Genomic DNA, 16,444 nt, shown 5'->3' on the forward strand with positions numbered 1-16,444 from the left:
CCGTGTGGTGGGGAGTGGCCGCGGCGCTGCTGGCCAACGTGCTCTACAGCACCGGATTCGTGCTGGAGAAACGGGCGTTGGGCAACCTTCCGGCATTGACCGCCGGTCGGCCGCTGCGACTGATCCGGTCGCTCCTGGGCAGCCCGGCGTGGCTTGCCGGCTCGCTCGCGCTGGCGGCCGGGTTCGGTGCCCAACTCGCGGTCTACCGCGCGCTGCCCATCGCCGCGGCGCAGGGTCTGTTCGTCGCGGGCCTGGTGCTGCTGCTCCTGCTGTCCTCGGTGATCCTGGGCGAACGGCCCACCGTACGCGAACGGATGGGCGTGCTCGCCGTGCTCGCCGCGCTGGCTATGGTCGTCGCCTCGTTGCGCGACGCGGACCCGGTCGGCGACCACGCCCCGACCGGCCGGCTCCTGGCGGTCTGTCTGCCGGCGCTCGCGGCCGGGCTGTGGCTGTATCTGGCCGCCGGTCGTCGGGCCCGGGACCCGACCCGCCCGCCGGCCACCGGCGTCGAGTACGGCGTCGCGATGGGCCTGCTGTACGGGGTGAGTTCGCTGGCCGTCAAGGGCGTCTCCGGTCGCCTCACCGGGCGCGGCGTCGGCGACACGGTGCTCGCCCTGCTCCGAACGCCCTACCCCTATCTGCTCGTCGGCACCGGCGCGGCCGGACTGGTTTTGTCCCAGGCCGCGTTGCAACGCTGTCGGGCGTCGCTGATCGTGCCGGTGTGCACCACGGTGTCCGCGCTGTTCACCGCCGTGCTCGGCAGCCTCGCCTTCGGCGAGTCGCTGCCGCACGACCGGCTGCGGCTGATCCTGCGCCTGGTCGGTGGCACGCTCGCCGTCGCCGTCCTGATCATCCTGCCCCGGCACGACGAGCCCCCGGCCGCGCCGGCCGAAGTCCCCGCCCTGGTTGAGGAGTCGCCCGATGGAACCTGACGATCCGCTACTGCGAATCCTGGCCTGCCCGCTCGACAAGGGACCCCTGACCCTGCTGCTCTCGGAGGACGCCTTGTACAACCCGCGACTGCGCCGCCGCTACCCGATCGTCGACGGCATCCCCCAGCTTCTCCCCTCCTCCGGCGTCCGCGTCTGCGACGACGAGCACGCCCGGATCAGCCTGCGGATCGACCGATGACGCTCGCCGCCCGGCTCGCGCCCCGGGTGTCGCCGAGGTTGGTCCGCACCGCGGTGGATGTGCTGTACCCGCGCTTCGAACCCGAGTTGCGGCGGATCGCCGACTTCGTGCCGCGCGGCGGCACGGCGGTGGACGTGGGCGGCTGGTACGGGCCGTGGTCGCGGCGCCTGGCGCGGCGCGCGGAGTCGGTGGTGACGGTGGAGCCGGTGCCGCGTCTGGCCAGGCTGTTGGACGCCGGTACGCCCGCCAACGTGCGGGTGGTGGCCGCCGCCGCGGGCGACCGGGGCACCGGCACCGTCGCGCTGTGGCTTCCCCCGGGGGATCAGGGTGATCGCGGCGTCTCGTCGCTGGTCCGCAGGGACATCCACGATCGCGCACTGGACGTTCCGTGCGTGCGGCTGGACGATCTCGGGTTGACCGGGGTCACCTTCGTCAAGATCGACGTGGACGGCAGTGAGCCGGCCGTGTTGCACGGCGCCCTGGAGACCGTGCGGCGCGATCGCCCGGCGCTGTTCATCGAGGTGGAGGCGCGCATCCAGTCGCCGCAGCCGGTGCTCGATCTCCTGGCGGAACTGGACTACCGGGGCTGGGTGTTGCCGGGCACCAGTTGGCTTCCGCTGGCCGACTTCGACCTCGCCGGTCACCAGGCGGAGACCGCGCATGTCGCCGAACGCGGCTTGTTGCGACGCACGTTGGCGCCGTTCAGTCGACGCTATGTCAACTCGGTGCTGTTCCTGCCGGCGGCACGTCGCCCGGGCCCGGCCGGACGCGGGTCGCCCGGCTGAACCCCCGCGCGGCTCCCCAGGCGGGTTCGTCGGTCGGGGGCGGCGGGCATGACGCCCCCGACCGGCGGGCTCACAACAGGCCGCGGTCGTGCGCGTAGATCGCCGCGTGGGTGCGGTCACGCAGGCCCAGGCGGGCCAGGATCCGCGAGATGTGGTTCTTGACCGTGCCTTCGCTGAGGAACAGGCGGGCGGCGATCTCGCGATTGGTCGATCCGGTGGCGATCAGTCGCAGTACCTGTCTTTCCCGCTCGGTCAGCACGTCGGCATCCGGACCCGGCGTCGGCCCCGGTTCGCGATCGCTGTTCGACGCCTGCCCGTCGGGGCGCCCCGGCTCGTCGAGGCGCCCCGGCCCGTCGGCACGCGCCGGGTCCGGGCGGATCGGGCCGGCGGCCAGGCGCCGGATGATCGAGGCGTCCAGTTGGGCGACGCCGGCGCGGGCCAGCCGTACCGCGGCGGCCAGTTGCGCCGAGGGCAGGTTCTTGAGCAGGTAGCCGACCGCGCCCGCGCGCAGCGCGTCGGCCACGTACTCGTCGTCGTCGAACGTGGTCAGCATGACCACCCGGCACAGCGGCGCGCGTTCGCTCAGCAGCGCGACCGCGGTGACGCCGTCCATCACCGGCATCCGGACGTCCATCAGGATCACGTCCGGATGCTCGGCGCACGCGGTGTCCACCGCCTGACGACCGTCCGAGACCGCGCCGATCACCGTGATGCCGGGCTGGATGCCCAGCAGCGAGGCGATACCCTCGCGCACCAGTTCCTGGTCGTCGACCACCAACACCCGGACCGCTTCCTCCTCCTGGCCGCTCATCGCGTCGACGCCCCGGCGCGCACCGGAGCGCGCGGCACGGTCACGGTGACCACCGTGCCCCGCCCGGGTGCGGCGTCGACCTCGACCCGGCCGCCGAGCAGGTCGACCCGTTCGCGCATCGCCCGCAGGCCGAAGCCGTCCCGGGTACCCGGCACCCGGTCGCCAAGGTCGTCGCCGGGCGCGAAGCCGCGTCCGTCGCCGGGCGCGAAGCCGCGTCCGTCGTCGGCCACCACCAGCCGTGCCTCGCGTTCGCCGTACCGGGCGGACACCGCGACGTGTGCGGCGCCGGCGTGCCGATGCGCGTTGGTCAGTCCCTCCTGCGCGGCGCGGTAGAGCGCGGTGAGCGATTCGACGTGGTAGCCGCGCTCCTCGCCGGTCACGTCCAGGGTCACCCTGGCCGGCCCGCCGTCGACGTGCCGGACCAGGTCCGCGAGCGCCGCCGACAGTGAGAACGGCTCGCCCTCGTCCCGCAACGCCCGTACCGACACCCGGACTTCCTCGAGCGCTCGGCCTGCCGACCAGCGCGCGTCGGTGATCGCCCGCTCGGCGACCCTGGCGTCCAGGTCGCGGAACGCCGACGCCTTCTCCAACTGAATTGCGATCGCGGTGAGATGGTGGCCCAGTCCGTCGTGGAACTCGCGGGCCAGCCGATTGCGTTCCTGAGCCACCGACAACCGCTCGACCCGCGCCGCGTAGTCGGCCAACCGCGCGTGCGAATCCCGCAGTTCGCCCAACGTGTCCTCCAGTCGCACCCGACCCGCCTGCTCGCCCACCGCGATCGCGGCCATGGCGACGGCCAGCACCAGGCCCAGGCCGGACATCAGCAGGTCGGTGACGATGTCGGTGCGCAGATACCACTCGGGCACCCGCAGCAGGGTGCCGAGCAGGATCATTCCCACGCACACCGCGCTCAGCGCCACACCGACCCGCCGGCCGAAGGCGGAGTAGGCGGTGATCGGCACCAGGACGAACAGCGCCCGGGAGACCCCGGAGCGGTCGAGGCCGGCCGCCACCGCGAACAACGCGAGTCGGCCGATCAGCAACCACACGGCCGGCTGCGGCGGGGTGCGGACCGGGTGGCGGTGTACCTCCCACCGATCCAGGGCGATCAGGAGCAGCAGACACCCCACGAACCCGGCCGAGCGCAGCGGTCGGATCGGGCCGGCCTCGATCACCGCGCCGTACAGTCCGCCGATCAGCACGACGGCGTACACCGTGGGCGGCACCCAGGGCATGGGCCGGGACAACCCGGTGGGCGGGGCCGGCGGTGACGACGCGGTCATCTGGGTACCCCTGTTCGATCCCGGTGCGGTGCGCCGAACGATACCCGCGGCCGGCTCGCCCGGGACCGGCGCGGCGCGGGTCGTGCCGAACCTTGGCCGAAGGTCATGTGCCGTTCGGCCGGCCCCCGCGTACCCCCTGCCGGGGTTGTGCGCGTCGTGGCCACTCGGCATCTGTGGCCCGGTGCCCGGCCCTTCCTAATCTCGCATTGCCGACTCCGGCTCCCCACCCCCTCCCTCCACGAAGGGCAGTTCCTTGCTGAAGACCACCCGCCCACTCGCCGTCGCCGCCGCGCTGCTGATGGCCGCGACGCTGGGCTCGACGGCGGCGAGCGCGGTGCCCGAGTCCGATTCGATCGCCGCGTCGCCGTGCAGGGTGCGCGTACCCGGCGCGGAGCGTGTGATCGGCGCATGCCTGGCCGATCTGACCACGGCCGGCACCGTCGCCTCCGGACACACCGACCCGAACGACTGGGCCGGCCTGGAGGCGCCCGGCACGGTCAACCCGTCGGGCGTCGAGGGCGTCCAGCTCGACGGCTACTTCCCGGACACCTCCACCACCAACACCAACCACGGTTGGAACCAGGACAGCCAGTTCGTGATCCGGCTGCCGAAGAAGTGGAACGGCGGCCTGGTCGTCGCCGGCCCGCCCGGCCTGCGCGAGCAGTACGCCAACGATCGGCTGATCTCCGACCACGTGCTCGCGCAGGGCTTCGCCTACGCGGCCACCGACAAGGGCAACACCGGCGAGCTGATCTACCGGGACGGCCGACGCCCCGGCGACGCGATCGCGGAGTGGCACCGGCGGGTGGCGCAGTTGACCGTGGCCGCCAAGCGGGTCGCCGCGCGGCACTACGGTCGGCGGCCCGCGACGACCTACATGGCGGGCGCGTCCGCGGGCGGCTATCTGGTGCGCTGGCAGTTGGAGAACAACCCGGGCCTGTTCACCGGCGGCGTCGAATTGCACGGCGTGTTGTTCACGCCCGACTCGCCGAACATCCTGGACACCGCACCGGCCGCGCTGCGCGCCTACCCGAAGTTCCGCGACAACGTGCCGGGCGGCCTGGAGGAGATGCACGCGGCCGGCTACCCGGTCGGCTCCGAGAAGATCTGGGAATTCCACTACCGGAACCTGTGGGACTCGCTCCAGCGCACCATGCGCGAGGAGGTCGATCCCGGCTACGACGGCCCGAAGGAGGCCGGCACGCCGTTCTGCCCGCCGAACACGATCAAGGGGTGCGACACCGACTACGTGTACGCCGATCGCCCCGCCGCCGTGCACGAGGCGATCGAGAAGGTGTCGCTGACCGGACGGATCAAGCGTCCGCTGATCAGTCTCCAGGGCACGCTCGACGCGTTGTTGCCGATCACCAGGAGTGGTGACGTGTACGCGCGGATGGTCGACGACGCCGGGCGCGGCGGGATGCACCGCTACTACCGGGTCACCAACGGCACCCACGCGGACGGCCTGTACCGGGCCATGCCGACGGTGGTGCAGTCGATGTCCCCGTGCTTCGCCACGGCCTTCGACACGCTGGCCGCATGGACCCGGAACGGCACCCCGCCACCGGCGAGCCGCACCGTCCCGGCGGCGCCGGAGCAGGCGGACCGAATCAACGACTGCGGGTTGTGACCCCAGCCGGCACGCCGCCACCCGCGACCCGCCTTCGGCGCGGTCGCGGGTGGCGGTGCCGCGCTCAGTGCGCCGTCGCCACCGGCGCCCCGGGAGCCCGCTTGTCGATCGAGACTCCACCGGCGGCGACCGCCGGCTCCTCGACCGGCGCGGTCGCGGTGATCGCGTCGACCAGGTCACGGGAGGCGAGCGGCTCGACCGGTTCGCCCGCCAGCACCTTGCGCGCCCGGTCCCGGTCCAGCACACCCTCCCACGAGGCCACCACCAGCGAGGCCACGCTGTTCCCGCACACGTTGGTCAGCGCCCGGCACTCGCTCATGAACTTGTCGATGCCGAACACCAGCATGATCCCGGCCACCGGCACGTGTCCCACCGTGGACAACGTCGCGGCCAGCACGATGAAGCCCGATCCGGTCACCCCGGCCGCACCCTTGGAGGTCAGCAACAGCACCGCCACCAGGCTCAGTTGTTGCCCCATGGACAGCGGGGTGTCGGTGGCCTGCGCGACGTAGAGCGCGGCCAGCGTCAGGTAGATGCAGGTCCCGTCGAGGTTGAACGAGTACCCGCTGGGCACGGTCAGACCGGCCACCTGCCGGGGCACGCCCAGGTTCTCCATCTTGGTGATCACCCGGGGCAACACGGTCTCGCTGGAAGAGGTGCCCAGCACGATCAGCAGTTCGTCCTTCATGTACCGCAGCAGGTGCAGGATGTTCAGCCGGATGGCCGCCATCACCAGGCCGAGTACCACCAGGACGAAGAACAGGCTCGTCCCGTAGAAGATCGCCACCAGCTTGCCCAGGCTGGTCAGCGTGTCGAGCCCGTACTTGCCGACGGTGAACGCCATCGCGCCGAACGCGCCGACCGGCGCCGCGTACATCACGATCCGCAGCACCGCGAACAGCACCCGGCCGGTGCGCTCCACGCCGATCGCGATGCCCTGCGCCGGGCGCCCGACCAGCTTGATCGCGATGCCGAACAGGACCGCGAAGAACAACACCTTGAGCACGTCGCCGTCGGCGAAGGCGCCGACCACACTGCTGGGCACCAAGTCGGTGAGGAAGTGCCACCAGGACTGCGCCTCACCCTTGTCGATGTAGCCCTGGGCGGCCTCGGAGACCTTCATCGAGCCGACGTCGGCGTGCACCCCGTCGCCGGGACGCAGCACGTTCATCACCACCAGGCCCAGGATCAGCGCGATGGTGGTCAGCGCCTCGAAGTAGACCAGCGACTTCCAGCCGATCCGGCCCGCGCCGCGCAGGCTGTCCACGCCCGCGATGCCGGTCACCACGGTGACGAAGATGATCGGCGTGATGATCATCTTGATCGCGTTGACGAACGTGTCGCCCAGCGGGCGAAGCTGCTCACCGGTGTGCGGCCAGGCGGCGCCGACCACGACACCGGCGACGATGCCGACCAGGACCCATACGTACAGCAGCGTGTACCAGGGGCGGCGCGCCGGCGCCTCGTCGGGCGGTGGGCCGGACGCGCCGGCGGCCTGGTCGGTGGTGGTGACCTGGGACATGAGGGGCCTCCCGGGGAGGATGTCGGGTCGAGCGGACGGGAACGCTGCGACACCGGGGCCTGGCCCGGTCGGGCGGGCGGCGGAAACATCGGCGAAACAGCGCGTTACGCGACGTAGATTGGCGTGGCACCGGTGTCCGTCGTCGATTACGCGCATTACGCGCACGATTGGATTCCCGCCGAATCGCCGGAAACCGGGTGAAATGCCGCCAGTGGCTCTCTTGCGGCACGGCCCGGGCGTCCGGTGATAATTCGCGCATGGCCAACCAGAGCATCGCTCGGCAGGTGCTGCTGTGGCAGCTCGCCCTCGTCCTGCTGCTCGTCGCGGCCGGCTCCGGTGTCGCGGTGCACGCCGTGCGCCGGTCCGGCGCGGAAACCGCCCGGGAGCGCGCGCTCGACGTGGCGCGCACGCTCGCCCGTGCGCCCGGCCTCGCCGAGGCCGCGACCGCCGGCGACCCGACCGTCCGGCTCCAGCCGATGGCCGAGGAGATCCGCAAGGAGAACGGCGTCGACTTCGTGGTGGTGATGAGCGTCGCCGGCATCCGCTACACCCACCCCGACCCGGCCAGGATCGGGCAGACCTTCCTCGGCCACATCGACGCCGCGGCCCACGGGCGGACCTCGACGGAGACCTACACCGGCTCGCTGGGCCCCTCCGTACGCGCCGTCGTCCCGGTCGCCGGCGCCGACGGTCGCCCCGTCGCGCTCGTCTCGGTCGGCGTCACCAATCGCCGCGTCGACGCGCTGGTCGGCGAGGACGTCCCACTGGTGCTCACGGTCGCCGCCGGCGCGCTGGTCGTGGCCTGCGCGGCGAGCGTGGCGGTGCACCACCGGCTGCGCCGGCAGACCCTGGGCCTGGGACCGGTCGAGCTGCGGCGCGTGTACGAACACCACGACGCGGTTCTGCACGCCGTGCGCGAGGGCCTGATCGTGGTGGACGCCGACGGCCGACTGGTGCTGGCCAACGACGAGGCCGTGCGGCTGCTCGCGCTGCCCACCGCACCCGAGGGGCGGCCCGTGCAGACCCTGGGCCTGGACGACACGCTGGCCGAAACACTCGCCGCCGGCCGCACCGTCACCGACGAGATCCACCTGTGCGGCACCCGCGCGCTCGCCGTCAACATCAGCCCCACCGGCCGGGACGGTCGGATGGTGGCCACCTTCCGCGACCACACCGAACTGCGGGCGCTGGTCGGCGAACTCGACCAGGTCAAGGGCTTCGCCGAGGCACTGCGCGCGTCCGCGCACGAGGCGGGCAACCGGCTGCACACCATCGTTGCGCTGGTCGAACTCGGCCGCGGCGAGGAGGCGATCCGGTTCGCCACCGGCGAACTGGCCGCCGCCCAGGACCTGGCCGACGAACTCACCGCCGCCGTGCACGAACCCGCCCTGGCCGCACTGCTGTTCGGCAAGCACGCGCAGGCCGCCGAACGCGGCGTGCAGTTGACCGTGACCGGCGGTCCGGCCGGCGCGGACGAGGCGGACCCCCTGGACGCGCTCGCCGCCCGATTCGAACCGCGGGACCTGGTCACCGTGTTGGGCAACCTGGTCGACAACGCGATCGACGCCGCGGTGTCCGCGCCGCCGCCGCGCACCGTACAGGTCACCATCGGCACGGATCCGGACGCGGCGGGCGCCCTGCTGTTGCGCGTCGCGGACAGCGGTCCCGGGATCGACGAACCGCTCACCGCGCGCGTGTTCGAGCGTGGTTGGAGCACCAAGGAGGGCTACGGATCCCAGGGCCGCGGCCTGGGCCTGGCCCTGGTCCGTGCCACGGTGGCCCGGCACGACGGCACCGTGGACGTCGACCGCGGCGACACCGGCGGCGCGGTGTTCACCGTCCGGCTGCCCGCACTGCCCGCCCAACGCCCGGGGGAGGAAGCGTGATCCGCACCCTGATCGTCGAGGACGACCCGGTCCTGGCCGAGGCGCACGCGGTCTTCACCGGCCGCGTCCCGGGTTTCACCGTGGTCGGCGTCACCGGCAGCGGCGCCGAGGCACTGCGCCTGCTGTCCACCCGGCCGGTCGACCTGATCCTGCTCGACCTCTACCTCCCGGACCTGCACGGCCTGGACCTGTGCCGGAGCATGCGCGCCCAGGGTCACGACGCCGATGTCATCGCCGTCACCTCGGCCCGGGACCTGCGGCTGGTGCGCTCGGCGGTGTCACTGGGCGTGGTGCAATACCTGCTCAAGCCGTTCTCGTTCGCCGCGTTCCGCGAACGCCTGGACGGCTACGCGGAATACCGCCGCCGGATCGGCGAGCCGAGCGCCGCGCCGACCGCCACCGGACAGCAGGAGGTCGATCAGGCGTTCGCCGCGCTGCGCCGGACCTTCGACGCGCCGCCGCTGCCCAAGGGCCTGGCCGCCGCGACGTTCGAGGCGATCGTCGCGCACCTGGGCACCGGCGCGGTGACCTCTGCCGCCGACATCGCCGACGCCCTCGGCATCTCCCGCCCGACCGCGCGCCGTTATCTGGACCACCTCTCCGCCCGCCGCCTGGTCTCCCGCGAACCGCGCTACGGCGGCGCCGGGCGCCCCGAGTACGTCTACCGCTGGCACACCCCACAACCGACAACCTCCGAACCACCGACACCGGGCTAGACCCGCCGAGAATTCCCCGGCCGACGCGGTCGACGCGGTCGACAGCTGTCGAACGGCGCCGCTCGCGGGTAGTGCGGTCACCCGTCGGTCAGGACTTGGCGGCGTCCGAGAGGCGGACGAACGTGTAGCCCTGCTGCAGGAGTTCGGGTATGGCCAGGCGGATCCCGGCGGCGGTGCCGCCGCGCGGGAGGTTCATGTGGCCGATCACGACCGAGCCCGGGCGTATGCCCCGCATCGCCTTGCGCACCTGTTCCGGGGTGAAGGTGGCGCCGCCGTCCGCGTTGACCTGGAAGCCCGCGAAGCGTTCGCCGACGTCGGTGACGATGCGCGCCGCGACATCGTCGCAGTAGGCCCTCCCGGAGCGGAAGAACCACGTGGGCCGGCCCAGCAGTTCGGTGGGCTTGGTGCGATTGCCGCAGATCTCGTCGTAGACCTCGCCCGCGTCCTTGGTGCCGGGAATCCCGTAGGCGGAGCGCCCGGACACCGACAACGGCAGGTGGCGGGTGCCGTGGTTGGCGATCTCGATGTGCGGATCGGCGGCCAACTGCTCGAGCGTGGAGAGGTTTTCGTCGACCCATCGGGAGTTTACGAACAGGGTCGCCGGTATCGAGCGTTCCCGCAGGAGGTCGACCAGTGCCTTGTCGTACTCGCTGCCCCCCTTTGCCGCCGCACGCGTCGAGGTGAGCGCGGCCACCTTCGCGGTGCCCGGCAACCCGAACAACGCTCCCGGCACCTCCAGGCCCCAACCCGGTGGGCGCCTGCCGGCCGTACCGGGCGATGATCTCCGCCCGGGTGGAACCGACGGGTGGCGGGCCGGCGGTGCGGCTCGGGTCCGGATCCGCGGGCACGGGTCGAGCCGCCGCCGGGACCGGCGGTGCCGTCGTCGTCGGCGACGCGGACTTGCCCGACTCCGAACACCCCCACCAACAACCCGCCCAAGGCAGCCGCCAACACCGCACGTCGGCCCACGTCCATCGTGCCGTCCTCCGCATCCGCACGGCGCCGGCCGTCGTATGAAGAACACCCTGGAAGATCATCGCCCCGGCCCGAACGACCGCGTGGCGGGGCGACGGTGTCCGCGCGGCGGGTTAGGGTCCGGGCATGGCAGCACACATCGATCTGACCCTGGATTGCACGAACGCACCGCTCCTGGCGGCCTTCTGGAAGACCGCTCTGGGCTACATCGACGAACCGCCGCCGGCGCCGTTCGAGACCCGCGAGGAATGGTTCGCGCAGTTCGATCTGCCGGAGGACGAGTCGGTGGACGACGCCGCGTGGTTGTGCGACCCGGACGGTGTGGGACCACGGTTGTCGATCCTCAAAGTCCCCGAACCCAAGACCGCGAAGAACCGCCTGCACCTCGACATCCGGGTACCCGGACACGGTTCCCCGCAGGAGCGCTGGGAACGGATCCGGATCGAGTCCGCGCGGTTGGTGGCGGCGGGCGGCAGCGTCCTGTACGAGGACACCGACCACCACATCGTGATGGCCGATCCCGAGGGCAACGAATTCTGCGTCGCCGCCGGCCCGGCGACAACCTGACCGACACCCCACCCGGCCCCGACGCGGCCCCGCCCCGACACCGACGCGGCGGTCGGGGCCGGAAGCAACCCGTTCGACTGTCACTACCGGTCAGTGGCCGGTTACCGATGGTTGACGAGGCCGGCGCGGCCGGGGTTTCATGCACCGGTGGGAGAACGTGTGCATGCCGACATATGGGGGCTCGCAGAGGCCATGGAGTTCATCGAACGAGGGCCGGAACTGGGCAGGTTACAAACCGCGTTGAAGGAGTGCGCCGCGGCGCAGGGCGGCATCGTCCTGGTCGAGGGAGCGGTCGGATGTGGCAAGAGCGAGACGCTCGCCTGGGCCGCCGAACAGGCCGCGAACGCGGGTGCGACCGTGCTGTCCGCCACCGCGCCGGCAGGCGGCGACGCTCGACCCCTGGCGCTCCTCGGCCAGTTCCGGGACGGTTCGGCCGTACCCCCGCGCCTTGCCCTCGCCCTCGAGCGGCTGGTCGACGACGGGGAAACCCCGCGTGCGGCCCGGCGATTGACCACCGCAGTACACGAGGTCGCGTCGCGCCGACCGGTGCTGGTGTGCGTCGACGACGTGCACCACGCCGATGTCGCCTCCGTGCAATGCCTGTTGCATCTGGCCCGGCACTCCGGCCGGACACGCGTGCTCGTGCTGCTCGCCCGCTCGCTCGACTTCGCCCTGCCGGACCCGCAGTCGGACACCGAGTTCCTGCGGTTGCCCGCCCTGGGCCGAATCCGGCTCGGCCCGTTGAGCCCGACCGGTGTGGCCGGCCTGCTGGCCGAGGGGTTCGATCCCCCGGGCCCGGAAAGGGCCGCGGAGTTCCACGAACTCACCGGCGGCAACCCCCTGTTGCTGCGCGCACTGCTGGCCGAGTCCCGGTCCTCGGGCGGATCCGGGGCAACTCCCGTGCCGGCGCCCGGCGGCCCGTACGGCCGAGCCGTGCTGACCTGCCTGCGTCGCGGCGGCACCGGGATGTGGCGGGTGGCCAAGGCCGCGGCAGTGCTGGACTCCGACGCGTCGGCGGAGGTACTGGGCCGGCTCGCCGGCACCACCCCGGAGGCCACCGCTCAGGCAGTGGGCGCGTTGGCCGGCGCCGGGCTGCTGACCGAGGGCCGCTTACGCCCCGCGGCCGCGAACGCGCTGTCGAACAGCCTGGATCCGGCCGAACACGGCGCGCTGCACCGCCGCGCGGCGAGCGTACTGCGGCACGAGGGCGCGGCGGCGGCCCGGATCGCGACCCATCTGCTCGCCGCCCGTGAGGTGCCCGACGACGACGCGTGGGCGGTGCGCGTGCTGCGCGAGGCCGCCGAGGAGGCCCTGGGCCGGGACCGGGCCCGCCGAGCGGTCGCGTGCCTGGAACTGGCCGCCGAGCAGTGCCGCGACCCCGCCCTGCGCGCAGAGACGCACGTGCGGCTCGCCGAGGTCACCTGGCGACTCAGCCCCGGTGCGGCCGAACAGCGCTGCCTGGGCGAACCGTTGACCGCGCTGGCGGTCGGCGACCTGCCGGTGTCGAGCATGACGCCGCTGGCACACCAGTTGCTCGCACACGGCCGACTCGACGCGGCCCGACAGGTCCTCGACCGGCTCAGGGAACGCACCGACCCCGGCGCGGAATGGGTCGACCACATCGACTCCGATCTGCCGCTGCCATGGGTTTCCCCCGCGCGTCCCGCCGCGCCGCCGCGCGATCACGCCGACCGTCTCGAGGCGGCCGAGCGGCGGTTGCGCGTGTCCGGGTTGACCGACGTCACCCTCTCCTCCCTCGTCGCGGCGCTGCGCCTGTTGATCGAACACGATCGCGCGGGCGTCGCGGAGGCCCACGGCCGGTCCCTGCTGACCGAGTCGCTCCGCCGAAAAGCCCCGGGCTGGCAGGCCGTGTTCGGGTCGGTATGCGCGGAGGCGGCGCTGCGTCAGGGCCGGTTGCCGGATGCCGAGACCTACGCCCTCGATGCGATGGACGCGCTGCCCGAGCGCGCCGGAAGCCTGTTCCTCGGCGGCCCGTTGGCGAGCCTGATCTGCGTGTACACCGCGATGGGCGACTACGAGGCCGCCGCGCGCCACGTGAACCAGCCGGTCGGCAAGGCCCTGTTCGCCGGCTTGCCCGGGCTCGCCTACCTGCGCGCCCGGGGCCGCTTCCTGCTGGCCACCGACCGGGTCCGGGCCGCTCTCGCCGACTTCCTCCAGGTGGCGTGGTTGGCCCACGCCTGGGACGTGGACCAACCGTTCCTGGTGCCCTGGCGCACCGATGCCGCCGAGGCCCTGCTGCGCCTCGACGAGACCGACCGTGCCCGGCAGTTGGTGGCGGAGCAACTACGCCTGTGCGGTCCCGGTGGCGGCCGGGTACGCGGCACCACGCTGCGACTGCGCGCGATGACCGTCGACGTCGCCGAGCGCCCGGCGCTGCTCGCCCAGGCGGTCGAGGCGCTGCGCCGCTCCGAGGACCCGTTGGAACTGGCCCGCACCCTGGAGGCGCTCGCCGAGTCGTACCGGGCACGGGCCGAGCCGGCCCGGGCGGCCACGCTCCAGTCCCGGGTCTGGCACCTGACCCGGGAGTGCGGCGCGCGCCCGCGCTCGCGCAACGTCTCGCACGCCTACGCCGACCTGATCGCCGGCAACGCCGGCGCCGCCGCGGCGGACCTGAGCGAGTCGGAGAAGCGCGTCGCCGCGCTGGCCGCGTCCGGGTACAGCAACCGGGGCATCGCCGAGGAGTTGTTCATCACGGTCAGCACCGTCGAGCAACACCTGACCCGGGTCTATCGCAAACTCGACATCAAGAACCGCCGGCAACTGCCCGGCCTGCTGCGGTCGAACCCGGATCGGTATCGACCCGGGCCGTGCCCGCACATCGCCACCACCACCGACCGAACCGGCTCGGATCTCGCCGGCTCAGACGCGCACCGGTAGCCCCATCGCCCGGGCGAGCAGGCCGCGACGCAGGTCGCCGCCGCCGCCGAGGCTCTCGGTCGGCGCCTCGCGCAGTCCGTGTCCGAACACCCCCTCGGCCGTCGTGCCCGTGCCCAGCGCGGCGGCCGGACCGAGCAGTTCGAGCACCATCGCGCCGAAGTCCGCCGCCAGTTCACCGCCCAGCGCGCCCGCCGTCAGCGCGTGCAGGCGCGCCGCGCCGTCGTCGGCGCCCGGCGTGCACACCGCTGCCGCCGCCAACAGGCGTACCGCCTGGATCCGCACGGCCAGTTCGGTCACCGCCGCCCGGGCCGCGGACCCGCGCGCTCCCGCCGCCGAGGCCGCTCCCGGTCCCGCGCGCAGCAGCGCGAGCAGGTCGACCAGTCCGCGATGCAGCGTGGCCGCGACGTCGCCGGCCACGGCCGAGTCGGCGGCGAAAGTGTCGGTGATCACCTCCCAACCACCGTGCACGGCACCGATCCTGGCGGTGTCCGGGACCCGGACCCGGTCGAGCAGGACGTCGCTGCCCGCCTCCCCCGCCGCGGTCCGATATGCCCGCACCCGTACACCCGGCGCGTCCAGCGGCACCAGGAAGACCGTGACGGCGGCCCGCAACGCCGCGGCGCCCGGTTGCGTACGCGCCGCCAGCCACAGGTACCGGGCCCGATGCGCGTCGGCGGTCCACAGTCGGTCGCCGGTCAGCGTCCAGTCGCCGGCGTCGTCGCGCACCGCGTCGACCCGCACCGCGGCCGGGTCGAACTCCTCGCGCACGGCCCGGTAGGCCGGCGCGATCCGCAGCGCGCCCCGGCGGATCGCGGGCAGCAGCCGCTCGCGCTGTTCCGGCGTACCGTGCCGGGCTATCGGCCCACCGAACAAGGTCGCGGTGGCCAGCGCGTCGACGACCGGCAGGCGATGCCGGCAGACCTCCTGGCGCAGCGCGAACCGCTCGGCGGGGGTGCCGCCGCTGCCGCCGTGCGCCGCGGACCAGCCCAGTGCGAACCAACCGTGTTCGGCCAACTCGGCCACCGCGTCGGGGTCGTCCCCCGGGTCGCCGACGGTCGGTGGGCAGGTCTGCCGACCGACGACCACCTTGCTCAACGCCTTGCGCAGGGCGTCCCCGTCCGGGCCGAGTCGCGGTTCCGGAAGTTCCGCCCCGGTGTGCGGGTCGTCGTCGAGCAGGCGATCGGCGACCTCGCCGCCGGGCGAGCCGAATCCGCCCAGGCAGGCCAGGTCGGCATGTACCCGCCGGAACAGCCACGGTGCCTCGTGTTCGTCGCAACAATCGGCCGAGAGCGGCGGGTGGTGCACGTCCGCGCGCAGGCGCGGGGCGATCCGGCGCACGTGTGCGACGGCCAGTTCGACGGCGATCACCCAGTCGGTGCCGCCCTCGGCGTACCGGCGCACCGCGTCCGCGATCAGCAGGTCGCCCGCGTCGAGTTCGATCCGGCCGTTCACGGCCCGCTCGCGGACCGCGCCGAACGCACCCACCCGCGCGTCGAATCGGGTGCGCGCGCGTGCGTGGGCCAGTGCGGACGTCGCGGCCCGCTCGGCGGCGCCGAACGCGCGTACGGCCAGGCCCAACCGCAGCAGGGCCACGACCCGGTCGGTCCGGTCCGCCGAGATCGCGCTGTACGCGAGCGCCGGACCGAGGCGGGCCCGGGACCACCTGGGCATCGCCAGTCCCTCGACCGGTTCCGCCGCCATGATCCGATACAGCCCCACCGGGCCGCCGCCGAACGGCAGGCGCATGACGTGCGTCGCCGCGTCGCCGGCCTCGATCAGGCAGTCCGCGCCGACCTCGGCCTCGTCCGGGCCGCCGCCCGGAAGCGCGGTCGCCACCCGGATGCCTCCGTCCCCGATGGCGCCGGCCAGGCCGATGTTGGCGGCGAACAGCCGGGTCGCGACGAACGCGTCCAGCACCGGCAATGGGCAAGCGGCCCGGCCCAGTTCGCGTGTCACGGCGACCGCGGCGGCGAGCGCGTCGGTGCCGCCGAGGTCGAACCAGCCGTGCACGGCGCCCACATCCCACAGCCGGTCCAGTTCCCCGGTGGGCGCGGCGCCGGCCCGACCCCAGTGCCGGGCGACCAGGGTCGCCGCGTTCCCGGCGAATTCCGCGACCTCGTCCCCGTACGACACGTCCATGGCGCGCTCCCTTCGGCGGTGTGTCCCGGGCGCGCGTTCGAGCCCGGATCCCCTCCGGCGGCCCACGCGAACGCCTCTGATCCGACCGGGAATCGCCGCGT

The 16,444-nt window shown here is 73.2% G+C and carries 13 protein-coding genes; 8 read left to right on the top strand and 5 right to left on the bottom strand.

Annotation, left to right across the window (positions count from 1 at the left end; translation table 11 throughout):
- Positions 1-2 precede the first annotated feature (2 nt).
- The 3 genes from ACIRL2_RS34485 to ACIRL2_RS34495 are packed head-to-tail and all read left to right on the top strand — an operon-like array spanning position 3 to position 1,916.
- A complete protein-coding gene (locus ACIRL2_RS34485; RefSeq protein WP_402237466.1) occupies positions 3-932 on the top strand; it encodes a hypothetical protein in 930 nt (309 codons plus the stop codon).
- Complete coding sequence (locus ACIRL2_RS34490; RefSeq protein WP_402237469.1) at positions 922-1,131, top strand: Trm112 family protein; 210 nt, start codon at positions 922-924, stop codon at positions 1,129-1,131. Before ACIRL2_RS34485 ends, ACIRL2_RS34490 begins: the two co-directional genes overlap by 11 nt.
- Positions 1,128-1,916: an FkbM family methyltransferase gene (locus tag ACIRL2_RS34495; RefSeq protein ID WP_395870273.1), complete on the top strand. Its 789-nt coding sequence runs from the start codon at positions 1,128-1,130 to the stop codon at positions 1,914-1,916. The genes ACIRL2_RS34490 and ACIRL2_RS34495 overlap by 4 nt, the downstream gene beginning before the upstream one ends.
- A 70-nt stretch (positions 1,917-1,986) precedes the next feature.
- On the opposite strand, the gene ACIRL2_RS34500 is transcribed toward ACIRL2_RS34495, so the two are convergent.
- Together ACIRL2_RS34500 and ACIRL2_RS34505 are read right to left on the bottom strand one after the other, a co-directional pair.
- Positions 1,987-2,727, bottom strand: coding sequence for a response regulator (locus ACIRL2_RS34500; protein WP_395870274.1), 741 nt, complete (start codon positions 2,725-2,727; stop codon positions 1,987-1,989).
- Positions 2,724-4,010 (bottom strand): sensor histidine kinase, encoded by a 1,287-nt coding sequence (locus ACIRL2_RS34505; protein WP_402237472.1) that lies wholly within the window; start codon positions 4,008-4,010, stop codon positions 2,724-2,726. The genes ACIRL2_RS34500 and ACIRL2_RS34505 overlap by 4 nt, the downstream gene beginning before the upstream one ends.
- 253 nt (positions 4,011-4,263) lie before the next feature.
- Here ACIRL2_RS34505 and ACIRL2_RS34510 point away from each other — a divergent pair, with 253 nt between their 5' ends.
- On the top strand, positions 4,264-5,640 hold the full coding sequence (locus ACIRL2_RS34510; RefSeq protein WP_402237475.1) for a tannase/feruloyl esterase family alpha/beta hydrolase: 1,377 nt from the start codon (positions 4,264-4,266) through the stop codon (positions 5,638-5,640).
- 64 nt (positions 5,641-5,704) lie between these two features.
- On the opposite strand, the gene dctA is transcribed toward ACIRL2_RS34510, so the two are convergent.
- Entirely contained in the window at positions 5,705-7,162 is a 1,458-nt protein-coding gene (gene dctA / locus ACIRL2_RS34515; protein WP_395870280.1) for a C4-dicarboxylate transporter DctA, read from the bottom strand.
- A 257-nt stretch (positions 7,163-7,419) separates the two neighbouring features.
- On the opposite strand from dctA, the gene ACIRL2_RS34520 reads away from it, so the two are divergent.
- Together ACIRL2_RS34520 and ACIRL2_RS34525 are read left to right on the top strand one after the other, a co-directional pair.
- Positions 7,420-9,048 (top strand): ATP-binding protein, encoded by a 1,629-nt coding sequence (locus tag ACIRL2_RS34520; protein ID WP_402237478.1) that lies wholly within the window; start codon positions 7,420-7,422, stop codon positions 9,046-9,048.
- Positions 9,045-9,764, top strand: coding sequence for a response regulator (locus tag ACIRL2_RS34525; protein WP_395870284.1), 720 nt, complete (start codon positions 9,045-9,047; stop codon positions 9,762-9,764). The genes ACIRL2_RS34520 and ACIRL2_RS34525 overlap by 4 nt, the downstream gene beginning before the upstream one ends.
- Before the next feature lie 88 nt (positions 9,765-9,852).
- Here the strand turns inward: ACIRL2_RS34525 and ACIRL2_RS34530 are convergent, their stop codons facing one another.
- Positions 9,853-10,485 carry a polysaccharide deacetylase family protein gene (locus tag ACIRL2_RS34530; protein WP_402237481.1) on the bottom strand — a complete coding sequence of 211 codons (633 nt, stop codon included), beginning with the start codon at positions 10,483-10,485 and terminating at the stop codon, positions 9,853-9,855.
- 380 nt (positions 10,486-10,865) lie between these two features.
- Between ACIRL2_RS34530 and ACIRL2_RS34535 the strand changes: the two genes are divergently transcribed.
- Both ACIRL2_RS34535 and ACIRL2_RS34540 read left to right on the top strand, forming a co-directional pair.
- A complete protein-coding gene (locus ACIRL2_RS34535) occupies positions 10,866-11,306 on the top strand; it encodes a VOC family protein (protein WP_395870288.1) in 441 nt (146 codons plus the stop codon).
- 159 nt (positions 11,307-11,465) lie between these two features.
- Positions 11,466-14,204, top strand: a complete 2,739-nt coding sequence (locus ACIRL2_RS34540) for an AAA family ATPase (RefSeq protein WP_402237483.1) — start codon at positions 11,466-11,468, stop codon at positions 14,202-14,204.
- On the opposite strand, the gene ACIRL2_RS34545 is transcribed toward ACIRL2_RS34540, so the two are convergent.
- Positions 14,187-16,343, bottom strand: a complete 2,157-nt coding sequence (locus ACIRL2_RS34545; RefSeq protein ID WP_402237486.1) for an acyl-CoA dehydrogenase family protein — start codon at positions 16,341-16,343, stop codon at positions 14,187-14,189. The two genes, ACIRL2_RS34540 and ACIRL2_RS34545, sit on opposite strands and share 18 nt — an antisense overlap.
- Between the last annotated feature and the right edge of the window lie 101 nt (positions 16,344-16,444).

Source organism: Embleya sp. NPDC127516, assembly GCF_044765325.1.
Lineage (GTDB): Bacteria > Actinomycetota > Actinomycetes > Streptomycetales > Streptomycetaceae > Embleya.